This is a genomic window from Sphingomonas psychrotolerans, assembly GCF_002796605.1.
In the GTDB taxonomy this organism is placed as follows: domain Bacteria; phylum Pseudomonadota; class Alphaproteobacteria; order Sphingomonadales; family Sphingomonadaceae; genus Sphingomonas; species Sphingomonas psychrotolerans.
This window is the reverse complement of sequence record NZ_CP024923.1, coordinates 2,495,924-2,509,088: the sequence shown is the minus strand read 5'-3', so window position 1 is coordinate 2,509,088 and position 13,165 is coordinate 2,495,924. Positions and strand designations below refer to the sequence as shown.

Here is a 13,165-nt window from a genome sequence, read left to right as displayed (position 1 = left end):
TTTGGTCAGCATAGGGCCGCGCGCGTCCAAGTCGAGCGGTTGACACCAAGCAGCTGTATCTCCATCGCTTTTGACGATGTCCTCGTCGCTTCGCTTTCTGGATCACGGCGGCGAGATGGCCCGCCGGATCCGGACGCACGACTGGGCTTCCACGCCGATCGGCGCGATCGAACATTGGCCGCAATCGCTTCGCTTCGCGATCAACATCGCCTTGGGATCGAGCTTCCCGACCGCGATCTATTGGGGCCCCGAGCTCCGCCTCCTCTACAACGACGCCTGGGCGCCGATCCCTGCCGATCGCCACCCTTCGGCGCTGGGCCGGCCGGGTGCGGAGGTCTGGGCCGACATCTGGCATCTCGTCGGCCCCGAGATGGAGCAGGTGCTCGCGACTGGCGACGGCTTCTCCACCTATGACCAGATGCTACCGATGGAGCGAAACGGCCGGCCGCAGGAAACCTGGTGGAATTACAGCTTCACGCCGATCCGCGACGAGCATGGCGCCGTGGTCGGCATCCTCAATCAGGGCAGCGAAACCACCCGCACTGTGCTCGCCGAGCGTGCCCGCCTCGCCGAGGTCGGGCGGCTGCGCGAATTGTTCGAACAGGCGCCTGGCGCGGTCGCACTGCTGCACGGCGCGGACTTCGTGTTCGAGATCGCGAACCCCGCTTATCTCAATCTGATCGGTGGTCGCGAAGTTGTCGGCCAGCGAGTCCGCGATGTGCTTCCCGAGGTCGTCGACCAAGGCTTTGTTGAACTGCTCGACCGGGTGTTTCGGAGCGGCACGACCTATCGGGCCGATTCGGTGCCCATTCTGCTCCAGCGGATACCGGACGGCGAGGCTGAGCGGAGGATGCTCGATTTCGTCTATCAGCCGATCAAGGACGCGAGCGGGAAAACCACCGACATTTTCGTGCTCGCCAATGATGTGACGGAGCGCGCCACCGCCGAGGCGGCGTTGCGCGCCAGCGAGGAAAGGCTTCAACTGGCGCTCGATTCGTCGGTGGGGGTCGGCACCTGGTTCTGGGACGTGCCCGAGAACCGCGTCACCGCCGATCTGCGTTTCCTTCGACTATATGGCGTCGACGAGACGCTGGACGGCGTCGGCGCACCGGTCGAGGCGTTCCTCGTCAACGTGCATCCCGAAGATCGTCAGGCGCTCGACGCAGCGATCGCGCAAGCGTTGGCGAGCGGCGAACATTTTTCGGAGGAGTGCCGGCTGGTCCAGCCTAATGGCTCGATCCGCTGGGTCGCGGCGCAAGGGCGTCCTTTCCTAGACGCGGAGGGGCGACCTCTTCGTTTCCCCGGCGTCAGCTTCGACATCACCGAGCGCAAGCTCGCCGAGCAAGCTGCGCGCGCCGCGGCCGAGGAGCTTCGCGAGGCGAATGAGGCACAGTCCTTTGTTTATGCGCTGGCCGAGAAGCAGCGGGTGCTCGACACGCCCGACGGGGTCATGGCCGTCACCGCCGATGCGCTAGTGGATCAACTTCGGGCGAGCCGCGTCGGCTTCTACCGGATCGTCGGCGGCGACACGATCCTCTTCGGCCCGTCTGCGACGCGCGGCGACTTGCCGTTGTTGGGCGGAACGATCCCGCTCAAGGGGATCGGCGCCAGGGCAATCGAGGCGTATCGCGCCGGCCGAACGCTGATTTCGCACGATACTGAACGCGATCCGGCGCTGGACGACAGCGATATCGGCCAACGCACGGCAGCGGTGATCGGCGTGCCGCTGCTGCGCGGGGGTGAGTGGGTCTCGACGATGTTCGTCAACGAAGCGACCCCCCGGCAGTGGAGCCCCGACGAGATCGTCTTTATCGAGGCGATCGCTGAAATGTCATGGGACGCCGTCGAGCGCGCGGGCGCACTGATGGCGCTGCGCGAAAGCGAGGAGAAATTCCGCGCTATCGCCAATTCGATCGATCCGATGGTCTGGTCGACTTTGCCCGACGGCTATCATGATTATTACAACGACCGCTGGTACGAATTCACCGGCGTGCCCTACGGCTCGACCGACGGCGAGGGCTGGGCGGATGTGTTCCATCCCCATGATCAGGAGCGGACCTGGGCGCTGTGGCGGCAGTGCCTCGCCACCGGCGCGCCTTATCATATCGAATACCGTCTGCGGCACCATTCGGGCACGTATCGCTGGGTGCTTGGCCGAGCCCAGCCGGTGCGCGACGATACGGGGCGGATCATCCGCTGGTTCGGCACCTGTACCGACATTCAGGAGATCGTCGACGCGCGCGAAGTGCTGGCGCGCTCGCGCGAGGAACTCGAGGCAGCGGTCCACCAGCGCACCGAACAGCTGATGCAGGCCGAGCAGCAGCTTCGCCAGGCCCAGAAGATGGAAGCGGTGGGGCAATTGACCGGCGGCATCGCACACGACTTCAACAATATGCTCGCCGTGGTGATCGGTGCACTCGATCTGCTCGAGCGGCGGATCGCACAGGGCCGGACCGACATCGATCGTTATATCGTCGCCGCGCGGGACGGCGCCACCCGCGCCGCCGCGCTGACTCAGCGGCTGCTCGCTTTCTCGCGCCAGCAGCCGCTGGCGCCGACGCCGGTCGACGCAAATGCGATGGTCGCGGGGATGATCGAGCTGCTCGCGCGCACGCTCGGGGAAGCCGTAACCGTCGAAACCCGTCTCACCGATGGACTCCGCCCGGCGCTGGCCGACCCGAACCAGCTCGAGAATGCGATCCTCAACCTGTGCGTCAATGGTCGCGATGCCATGTCGGGCGGTGGCAGGCTGACGATAGAGACCGCGTGTATCGCGGCAAACGCGAGCGAGGCGCAGGCACTCGGCGTGGAGCCCGGCGACTATGTCGCGATTGGGGTGCGCGATACCGGTTCGGGCATGCCTCCCGAAGTCGCTGCGCGCGCGTTCGACCCATTCTTCACCACCAAGGGTGTCGGCAAGGGCACCGGACTGGGCCTCAGCCAGGTGTTCGGCTTTGCCCGGCAGTCGGGCGGCACGGTGCGGATCGACACCGAGCAGGGCAAAGGCACCCGCGTCTGCCTTTATCTCCCGGTCTATCACGGCGCAGTCGACGCGGCAGCACAGGCCGGCGACGTCGCCGCTGCCGAACGCGCGCGGTCAGGCGAAACCGTGATGGTGGTCGAGGACGAGGAACGCGTGCGCAGCTATTCGGTCGAAGCGCTGCGCGAGCTTGGCTACGGCGTCGTCTCCGCCGCCGACGGCATCGAGGCGCTGGCCATGATCGAGCGCGGGCAAAGCGTGTCGTTGCTGTTCACCGACGTGGTGATGCCCGAGATGAGCGGTCGCGAGCTGGCGAAGCGCGCCCGCGAGCGGCTGCCCGATCTCAGGATATTGCTGACCAGCGGCTATACCCCCGACATCGCCGGGCTCGACGATTCGATTCTCACCAAGCCGTTCGACATCGATCGACTGGCGCGCCGGGTGCGTGCCGCGCTCGACGAACCCAAAGACACTTGACGCGGCGCCCGCCTGGCGCCATTGGCCCCGCGGCTTCGAGGCGCTGACCTCGGCCCCGATCCCGCCCTGCCGCCGAGTCCTGTCGAAGGGCGGCCAGGGTCCGCCCCGGCAGGCGGAGAATTGTATTCATGGCAAATGTCGCAGTGATCGGCGCCCAATGGGGTGACGAGGGCAAGGGCAAGATCGTAGATTGGCTCGCCGAGCGTGCCGACGTCGTCGTGCGTTTTCAGGGCGGGCACAATGCCGGGCACACGCTTGTCGTCGGCGAGAATGTCTACAAGCTGTCGCTGCTTCCTTCGGGCATTGTCCGCGGCACGCCCAGCGTGATTGGCAATGGCGTGGTGCTCGATCCTTGGGCGCTCAAGGCCGAGGTCGAGAAATTGCGCGGTCAGGGCATCGACATCACGCCAGACACGCTCAAGATCGCCGATACCTGCCCGCTGATTCTGCCTTTCCACCGCGATCTCGACGCGCTGCGCGAGGATGCCAGCGGCGCCGGCAAGATCGGCACTACGCGCCGCGGTATCGGCCCGGCTTATGAGGACAAGGTCGGCCGCCGCGCGATCCGCGTCTGCGACCTCGCGCATCTTGACGAACTCGGTCCGCAGCTCGATCGCCTCGCCGCGCACCACGACGCGCTGCGCGCCGGCTTCGGCGAGCCGCCGATCGACCGCGCCGGGCTGGTGGAGGAACTGCGCGAAATCGCCGGTTTCGTCCTGCCTTTCGCCGAGCCGGTATGGCGGATGCTCAACGAGGCGCGCAGCCGCGGCCGCCGCATCCTGTTCGAAGGCGCGCAGGGCGTGCTGCTCGACATCGATCACGGCACCTATCCGTTCGTCACTTCCTCCAACACCGTCGCCGGCACCGCCGCGGCCGGTTCGGGCCTCGGGCCGAGCGCAGTGGGTTTCGTGCTGGGGATCGCCAAGGCCTATACGACGCGGGTCGGTTCGGGACCCTTTCCGAGCGAGCAGGACAATGAAGTGGGCGAGCGGCTCGGCACGCGCGGGCGCGAGTTCGGCACGGTCACGGGACGCAAGCGGCGCTGCGGCTGGCTGGACGCGGTGCTGCTTAGGCAATCGGTGGCGGTATCGGGCATCACCGGCATCGCGCTCACCAAGCTCGACGTGCTCGACGGCTTTGACGAAATCCAGGTGTGCACGGGCTACAAGCTGCGCGGCGAGACGCTCGATTATTATCCGGCCAACGCAGCCGACCAGGTGGCGATAGAAGCGGTCTATGAGACCGTGCCCGGCTGGCACGAATCGACCGCGGGGGCACGCAGCTGGGCGGATCTGCCGGCTGCGGCGATCAAGTACATCCGGCGCGTCGAAGAGCTTATCCAGTGCCCGGTAGCGCTGGTTTCGACCAGCCCGGAGCGTGAAGACACCATTCTCGTCCGCGATCCCTTCGCGGATTGAGCCCCGGCGGCGCTGCCGCCGGGGCCTCGCCGTTCGTTAGCGCTGCGGCGTCGGAGCAGGAGCGTCCGGCGCCGTCGTGGGCGTTGTGGTATCGGCGCTCGGATCGGTCGTGGGAGCCGAGGCATCGGGCGCCGGCTCGGTCGTGCCGCTGCCGGTCGTGCCGCTGTCGGGCGTCGGTGCAGTGGTGTCGGCGCTCGCATCGTCGCCGCTTTTCTTGTCCTTCTCGTGCTTCTGATGATCCTGGCTGGTGCTCGGATCGCTCGACTGCGGCGTCGATTGCGCGATCGCAACGGTCGGAAGCAGCATGGCACCGGCGAGGAACAAGGTGAGCTTACGCATGTTTAATACTCCTGCATTTTAACCGAAATGGCAGGACGTGAACGGCCTCGGCGCGCGCAAGGTTGCGCGCGGCGAGGTCGCTTCGCCGCTGCAACGAAACCGATCGACCGCGAGCTGACTTTAGTACGGGATCAGCCGCACTGCGCCCGGTGCAACAGCTTCTGATCGGCCAGCACCAGGGCCACCATCGCCTCGACCACCGGTGCGCCGCGGATGCCGACGCAGGGGTCGTGCCGGCCTTTGGTACGGATTTCGGTCGCCGTGCCTTCGCGGGTGATGGTTTCCACCGGGGTGAGGATCGAGCTGGTCGGCTTGAACGCGACACGCACCAGCACCGGCTGGCCGGTGGAGATTCCGCCGGCGATGCCGCCGGCATGATTGGCGAGGAAATGCACGCCGTCATTGCCGGGCCGCATCGCATCGGCATTCTGCTCGCCTGTGAGCGTCGCTGCGGCGAAGCCGTCGCCGATCTCGATGCCCTTGACGGCGTTGATGGACATGCACGCCGCGGCGAGCTCGCTGTCGAGCTTGGCGTAGAGCGGTGCCCCCAGCCAGGCGGCACGCCGGTCGCCTCGCAGGCGACCACCGCGCCTAGCGACGAGCCGGCCTTGCGCGCATCGTCGACAATCTTCTCCCAACGCGCCGCGGCGGCGGCGTCGGGGCAGAAGAAGGGATTGTTGTCGATCTCGGCCGCGTCGAAATTGGCCGGATCGATCGCGTCGCCGCCGATCGCCTCGACCCAGGCACGGATCTTCACTTCCGGGAGGGCGAGCCGCGCTACCGCACCCGCGGCGACCCGCGCCGCGGTCTCGCGCGCCGAGGAGCGCCCCCCGCCGCGAAAGTCGCGGAAGCCGTATTTCTGATCGTAGGCGTAATCGGCATGTCCGGGCCGATACGCCTGCGCGACCTCGCTATAGTCCTTAGAGCGCTGGTCGACATTCTCGATCATCAGGCTGATCGGGGTGCCGGTGGTGCGGCCCTCGAACACGCCCGAGAGGATACGGACCTGATCGGGCTCCTGCCGCTGTGTGGTAAAGCGCGACTGGCCGGGGCGACGCTTGTCGAGAAAGGGCTGGATATCGGCCTCGGACAGTTCCAGCCCCGGCGGGCAGCCATCGACCACCGCGCCCAGCGCAGGCCCATGGCTCTCGCCCCAGGTGGTGAAGCGGAAGACGCGTCCGAAAGTGTTGAAGCTCAAATTTCCCCGCCCAGCTGTGCGAACGCCTTTGCGTGCGTCGCCGCTCCGCGCTCGCCGCACGGCATGGCGCCGCCCTGGAGCGGCAGCGCCATCAGATAGTCCCCCACATAAGGCGAGGCAAATCCGCGCGCCCAATCGGCCGAAAAGCCGAAACGTTCATAATAAGCAGGGTCGCCGAGCACGAAGACGAGCATCGCGCCGGCATCGGCAAGCTGGGTCAGGCTCGCGCGGACCAGTGCCTCGGCGACGCCTTGCCCGCGCTGGCCGGCATCGACCGCGAGCGGGGCGAGCGCCACCGCCGCGATCGGCTTGTCGCCGATCGCCACTGCCATCCGGCTGTACGCGATCACCCCGGCAAGGCTGCCGGTCTCCTCGTCGTCGGCGACGAGCGTCAGCACCATGTCGCCGTCGACGCACAGCCGCTGGACGAGCATCGCCTCGCCCGCATCGGGAAATGCTTTGCGCAGCAATGCGTCGATCGCGGCCACGTCCCCGCCCGTCGCGGGGCGGATCGCGATGCTCACGCCAGTGCGATGTCGGGCGCGTCCTCGGCCTTCATGCCGATGACGTTGTAGCCGGCATCGACATGGTGGGTCTCGCCGGTGACGCCCGAGGCAAGATCCGAGAGCAGATAGAGGCCGGCCCCGCCGACATCCTCGATCGTCACGTTGCGCTTGAGTGGCGCATTGAGCTCGTTCCACTTGAGGATCAGGCGAAAATCGCCGATCCCGCTGGCGGCGAGCGTCTTGATCGGGCCGGCCGAAATTGCGTTGACCCGGATATTGTCGCGGCCGAGATCGACCGCGAGATACTGGACGCTGCTCTCGAGCGCGGCCTTGGCGACGCCCATCACGTTGTAATGCGGGATCACCTTCTCGGCGCCGTAATAGCTGAGCGTCAGCAGCGAGCCGCCATTCGGCATCATCGCCGCGGCGCGCTTGCAGACCGCGACGAACGAATAGACGCTAATGTTCATCGTCATCAGGAAATTGTCGAGGCTGGTGTCGACATAGCCGCCGCGCAGTTCGTTCTTGTCGGAGAAGCCGATCGCGTGGACGACGAAGTCGATCGTCGACCAGCGCTCGGCCAAGGTCACGAAGGTCTTGTCGAGCTCGGTCATGTCCGAAACGTCGCACTCGATCAGGAAGTCGCTGCCCAGCTGCTCGGCGAGCGGACGCACGCGCTTTTCGATCGCTTCGCCCTGATAGCTGAACGCGAGTTCGGCGCCGTGCTCGCGCAGTTTCTGGGCAATGCCCCACGCCAGCGAACGATCGTTCGCCAGTCCCATAATCAGCCCGCGCTTACCCTGCATCAATCCCGTCACGACGTCCCGTCCTTCTTCTCGTGCGCCTCCTCTAGCCGGTTCGGAGGCGTTTCGGCTAGGGCGGCGTTGAGTTCGGCGCCAGCGACCATGCCGAGCCCGATCAGATAGAAGAAGATCAACGCGATCATCACGCCCGCAAGGCTGCCATAGGTAAGGTCATAGCTGCCGAGCAGGCTCAGCATTTTAGGCAGCATCGCGGTGACGAAGAGCCACCACAATGTCGTGAACAAGGCCCCTGGCCATTTCGGACATTTGGAATGGCGGAAGCGGCTCGGCGTCAGCGAATAGAACAGGATGTAGAGCGCTCCGAACAGCGCGAGCGCCGGCGCGAATTTGGTGAGCGAGACGATCGTCTGCGCCTGCGAGGCCCAGGGCAGCAGCTTGTAGATGAACTGCTCGACGCCGGTCAGGATCACCTGGAAACTGAACGCTGCCATCGCCAGAATGACCGAGGCGACGATCATCCCGATCGCACCCAGCCGATAGCGCCAGAACGGCGTGCTCGACTGGACGCCGTAAGCCTGGCGCAAGATCCCGCGCAGCGTCTCGATGAAGCCCGCGGTGGTCCACAGGCCGACGATTGCGCCGAACCACAGCAAATTGCCGGTGCGCGCCTGGAGCACGTCGGTCGCGGGCTTGCGCAGCACATCGGCGACGTCGGGCGGCACGGTCTGGAGGAATGCCTCGAGCGTCCGGATGCCTTCGCTGCTTCGGCCGACCAATTGCGCGATCGCGGCGGCGACGATCACGAAGGGGAAGAGCGTGACCAACGACAGATAGGCAAGGTTGCCGGCATAGGTGAAACCTTCGTTGAAGGTGTCCACCGCCACGCGCTTGACGACGTAGAAGAAGCGCGGACCAGCGCCGACCTTTCCAAGCGTCGTGCGAAGCCGGGCGCCGCGCGTCGGCTTCGCCTCGGCGGCGTCGGCGGATTCCCCTTTTTTCACAAGGGCTCAGACGCCCATGCGGCCACGTGGGTTCCCCTTGTTCTGCCAGCCCTGCACGAACTCGACCAGCGCGTCGTCATCGACCGGCAGATCGACCATCAAAGTGACGAGCAGATCGCCGCGACCGCTCGGCTTCTTGTGGAAGCCGCGTCCCTTGAGGCGGAGCACCTTGCCCGAGGTCGAACCCTTGGGCACCTTGAGCATCACCGCGCCGTCGGGAGTCGGCACGCGCACTTCGGCGCCGAGCACCGCTTCGGACAGGCTTACCGGCAAGTCGAGCCGGATATCGTCGCCCTCGCGCACGAAGAAGCGGTGCGGCTGGACGTCGATCGTGACGATTGCATCGCCGAAACCGCCTGGGCCTTCCTCGCCCTTTCCGGCGAGGCGCATCTGGGTTCCCGTCTCGACGCCCGCCGGAAGCTTGAGGTCGATCGTCTTGCCGTCACGCAGGGTGATCCGCTGCGGTGCGAGCTTCGCCGCGTCCTCGAATGCCACCGCAAGCCGATAGGCCACGTTGGCGCCCTTGGCCGCTGGCTTGCGCCCAAAGCCGCCGAAACCGCCGCTGAAGCCGCCGCCGCCACGCCGGCCGGCACCGCCGCCGAACAGCCCTTCGAAGATATCGCCGATATCGCCGGCCTCGCCGCCAAAGTCGAAGCCCCCGCCGCCCGGGCGAAAGCCTGCCTGCTGCCCGCCACCGCCGCCGAAGCCGAACGGAGTCATGGGGTTGCCGTCGCCGTCGATCTCGCCGCGATCGAAGCGCGCGCGCTTGTCCTTGTCGCTCAGCAGGTCATAGGCTGCAGTCACCAGGCTGAATTTCTCGGACGCCTTGGGATTGTCCTTGTTGCGGTCGGGGTGCAGCTCTTTGGCGAGCTTGCGATAGGCCTTTTTGATATCGGCCTCGCTCGCGCCCCGCGCGACGCCCAGAGTTGCATACGGATCGGCCACGCATTTCCCCGTTCGAAATCACTAAATTCGAGCGCCCCTTACAGGAGCTTTTCGCCTGCGAACATCGGCGCGACATGCGCTTTGCGCAAGTCCGGCTCAGGCGGCAACCTGCTCCAACGGCTCGACATCGACCGAGACGTGCATCTCCTGCGCTCCCCAACCGAGGACGATCCCGTCGATCGGCGCGACATCGGCATAGTCCCGGCCGATCGCTACGACGATATGATCGCCCGCCATCCAGATGCCGTTGGTCGGATCGACGCCGACCCAGCCCAGCGCAGGCCCTGCCCAGACCAGCACCCAGGCATGCGTCGCATCGGCGCCCACCAGCCGCGGCTGCCCGGGCGGTGGCAAGGTCCGGATATAGCCCGAGACATAGGCCGCGGGCAGGCCGGCCGCGCGCAGGCCCGATATCATGATCTGCGCGAAATCCTGGCAGACGCCGCCGCGTTTGCGAAAGGCTTCGACAGGCGCGGTATCGACGAGAGTTGCCGTGGGGTCGAAGGCGAATTCGCGCTGGATGCGCAGCGCCAGCGCGAGCGCCGCTTCGAGCACGCCGCGGCGCGGGTCGAGCTCGGCCGCGCACCATTCGGCGATCTCGCGGTCGAGCGCGATGCGCGGCGAGGGAAAGAGATAGGCGGCCGGGCCGGCCGGCGAGGTGTCGCGGCTTGCGCGTGCCCATTCGGCGATCTCGGCGACGCCGGGATCACTCGGGGCGAAGATCGGGATCGGGCGGTCGACACGGACGCGGGCGCGGCTCTCGATGGTCAGGGTGCGGGCGGGTTGCTCGACCACGAGGCGGACGACATTGGCGAGCCCGGCCTCCGCGCGGGTCGGGAAGACGCGGCCCTGGGGCTCGATGATCAGGGCATAGTCTTCAACGTGCTGGCCCGACCAGAGGATCGGCTTGAGGCGGAGATTGTTGCGCGCGAAGGCGACCGGCTCGGCATAAGCGAAGCGGGTGACGTGCCGGATCTGGTACAGCATCTGGCTCACGCCAAAACCATCCCCGCGGCGCGCAGGGGTTCGGCGCCCTGCAGGAAGTATCGCCGCGCGATTGCCTTGGAAAGTCGGATGAGCCGGGTCTCGAGATCGGCGAGCAATGCGTCGTCCATGCGCGTCGCATTGGTCGTCACCAGCAACGCCGCGATGCCGCGCGCCTGTTCCTGCTGGGGCTCGGCGAGGCCGTCGTCCGACAGCACCGGCAATTTGTTGAGATGCGCCGAGATCGCCGCGACCTGAAAGGCCAGCGCCCGCGGATTATTGGCGTCGAGAGTCACCAGGTCGAGCACCGGAATGCGCGCCATGCCGGTCAGATAACGTTGGCGATAGCTGATCTGGCTGTCCATCAGATCGAGCAGGGTCGACAGGTCGTCGCTCGTCGCATCGGGTCCGCCAAAGGCGCGGAGGAAGCGAATCGCGCCGAGCGCGCGCTCGATGCGCCGTCCGATATCGTGGAAACGCCACGCATCGGTGCGCGTCATATGTTCGCTCGCGAGGCCATTGAGCGCCGAATAGCGCCGCTGGAGCGAGCCCGCTTTGTCGAGCAGCACCCCGCGCTGCGGGAAGGGCGCGTCGAGCAGGCGGATCATGTCCGCCGACAGCCGCTCGCGTGACACCGCGCCGATCAGCCGCGCCTGGCAATTGATCGCGCGAACGCTGTACCAATCCTCCTCGCCTTCGAGCGCGGTGCGGGCGAGCTGGGTCAGGTCGGCCCGCTTGACGCCTTTCGGCTCGGGCGCGGCGCCCGAGGCGACGATCAGCCGAACGAGGCGGGCGACCGTGTCCGCGGCGAGCGCCGCGCCGGTATCGGCGCTGATCGAATGGCCGAGCAGCACGCGAAGCAGCCCGAGCAGTGCCTCGCCGCGCTCTAGATAGCGGCCTAGCCAGAACAAATTGTCGGCCACGCGGCTGGGCAAGGTCCCGGGGTTGCGGCGAAGCTGGGTGGTGTCGTCCGAAGGCAGCAGCGAGATCGGGGGGACCGGATCGGGGCCGTGGATGCAGACATCGGCGGACCACATTCCCTCGCCCATCACTGCGGCGCGCGGATCCGGATGCTCGCCGATCCGCGCGAAGCCGCCGGGGAGCACGGTCCAGCCGCCGTCGGCGCCCCGCGCCGCGAAGACGCGCAGCATGAAGGGGCGCGGGACCAGCGCGTCGTCGGCGATCGCGGGCATGGTCGAAAGACGGATCACTTCCTGGCCGACATAGTCCTGCGGCCGACGAGTCATATCATCGAGCAAGGCGGCGCGGGCCTCGGAATCGAGCGCGGTGCCAAGCGCCGCCCTGCCGCCGGGGAGCCCGAGCGGCGCGACCCCGAAGGCGGGGGCGACCAGGAGCGAATCGAGATTGGCGGCGACATGATCGCGCTCGGCTTGCTGTCCGCACCACCAGGTGGCGATGTTGGGGAGCGCGAGCGGCCTGCCGGTGAGCACTTCGGCAAGGCGCGGCAGGAAGGCGGCGAAGGCAGGCGATTCGAGTAACCCGGCGCCGGGCGCGTTGGCGACGACGACATTGCCCGCGGCCATCGCGTCGACGGCCCCTGGCACGCCGATGGTGGAATGCGAATCGAGCGCGAGCGGATCGAGCAGACGCGGATCGAGCCGGTGCCACAGCGCGTCGACGCGTTTGAGCCCCGCGATCGTCCGGACGTAGAGCTTGTCGTCGAGTACCGCGAGATCGGCACCCTCGACCAGCAGGAAACCCAGATAGCGCGCGAGATGCGCCTGCTCGGCATAGCTGGGATTGAGCCGGCCGGGGGTGAGCAAGGCGATGCGCGGTTCGGCGCGTCGGCACGCCGCGGCGAGACCTTCGCGAAAGGCGGCGAAGAAGGGCGCATGACGCTCGATATTGAGCCGCGCCGGAAGCTCGCCGAGCGTACGCGCCATCGCCAGCCGGTTTTCGAGGGCATAGCCGGCGCCGGCGGGCGCGCGCAGATGATCGGCGAGCACGCGCCACTCGCCCGATGGCCCGCGACACAGATCGGCGGCGACGAACTGGAGATGATGCCCGCCGGGTGGTGCGAGCCGCGCAAGCGGGCGCAGGAAGAAGGGACTGCCGGTGACGAGCGACGCGGGAACATGACCCTCGGCGACGAGCCGCGCTTCGCCATACAGATCCTCGAGCACGGCTTCGAGGAGTTGGGCGCGCTGGGAAATCCCGGCGGCGATGCCATCCCATTCGCTTTTGTCGATCAGCAGCGGCACCGGCGAAAGCGGCCAGGGACGCTCTTCGCCTTCATCGACGATGCGAAAGCCGGTGCCGATATCCTCGGCATGGCGTTGCGCCCGCTCGCGGGCGACAGCGAGGCCATCGCCGGACAGGGCGGCGAGTTCCTCGAACAGCGCCGTCCATGCAGGATCGCGGCCACCCGCGCACAGCACGTCGCTCTCGGGAACATGACCGCAATAATCGGCGATCCACCGGTCCGCGATGGTGGCGGCGTCGAACAACGATGTCGCGGCGCGGCTGGCCAAGGGGTGTCCTCCGATCGGGGGCAGGTGATGGGGGAAAGCATGTTGCGTGGCAACAAGGGAG

General features: G+C 67.1%; 9 protein-coding genes and 1 pseudogene. 2 read left to right on the top strand and 8 right to left on the bottom strand.

Going from position 1 to position 13,165, the window contains the following annotated elements; all coding sequences use genetic code 11:
* Positions 1 to 76 precede the first annotated feature (76 nt).
* Positions 77 to 3,457: a PAS domain-containing protein gene (locus CVN68_RS11415; RefSeq protein WP_233503307.1), complete on the top strand. Its 3,381-nt coding sequence runs from the start codon at positions 77 to 79 to the stop codon at positions 3,455 to 3,457.
* Positions 3,458 to 3,585: 128 nt separating this feature from the next.
* A complete protein-coding gene (locus CVN68_RS11410; RefSeq protein WP_100282312.1) occupies positions 3,586 to 4,875 on the top strand; it encodes an adenylosuccinate synthase in 1,290 nt (429 codons plus the stop codon).
* Between the two features lie 36 nt (positions 4,876 to 4,911).
* On the opposite strand, the gene CVN68_RS11405 is transcribed toward CVN68_RS11410, so the two are convergent.
* The 8 genes and pseudogenes from CVN68_RS11405 to CVN68_RS11370 form a co-directional block, all read right to left on the bottom strand.
* Complete coding sequence (locus tag CVN68_RS11405; protein ID WP_100282311.1) at positions 4,912 to 5,214, bottom strand: hypothetical protein; 303 nt, start codon at positions 5,212 to 5,214, stop codon at positions 4,912 to 4,914.
* A gap of 131 nt (positions 5,215 to 5,345) precedes the next feature.
* Positions 5,346 to 6,412: pseudogene (aroC, locus tag CVN68_RS11400) on the bottom strand (chorismate synthase).
* Positions 6,409 to 6,936, bottom strand: a complete 528-nt coding sequence (locus tag CVN68_RS11395; protein WP_100282310.1) for a GNAT family N-acetyltransferase — start codon at positions 6,934 to 6,936, stop codon at positions 6,409 to 6,411. Before CVN68_RS11395 ends, aroC begins: the two are co-directional and overlap by 4 nt.
* Positions 6,933 to 7,736, bottom strand: a complete 804-nt coding sequence (gene fabI / locus CVN68_RS11390; RefSeq protein ID WP_100282309.1) for an enoyl-ACP reductase FabI — start codon at positions 7,734 to 7,736, stop codon at positions 6,933 to 6,935. Before fabI ends, CVN68_RS11395 begins: the two co-directional genes overlap by 4 nt.
* A complete protein-coding gene (locus CVN68_RS11385; protein WP_100282308.1) occupies positions 7,733 to 8,683 on the bottom strand; it encodes a YihY/virulence factor BrkB family protein in 951 nt (316 codons plus the stop codon). Before CVN68_RS11385 ends, fabI begins: the two co-directional genes overlap by 4 nt.
* Before the next feature lie 6 nt (positions 8,684 to 8,689).
* Entirely contained in the window at positions 8,690 to 9,628 is a 939-nt protein-coding gene (locus CVN68_RS11380) for a DnaJ C-terminal domain-containing protein (RefSeq protein ID WP_100282307.1), read from the bottom strand.
* Positions 9,629 to 9,724: 96 nt separating this feature from the next.
* Entirely contained in the window at positions 9,725 to 10,615 is an 891-nt protein-coding gene (locus tag CVN68_RS11375; protein WP_100284361.1) for a transglutaminase family protein, read from the bottom strand.
* Between the two features lie 5 nt (positions 10,616 to 10,620).
* Entirely contained in the window at positions 10,621 to 13,104 is a 2,484-nt protein-coding gene (locus CVN68_RS11370) for a circularly permuted type 2 ATP-grasp protein (RefSeq protein ID WP_100282306.1), read from the bottom strand.
* Positions 13,105 to 13,165 lie beyond the last annotated feature (61 nt).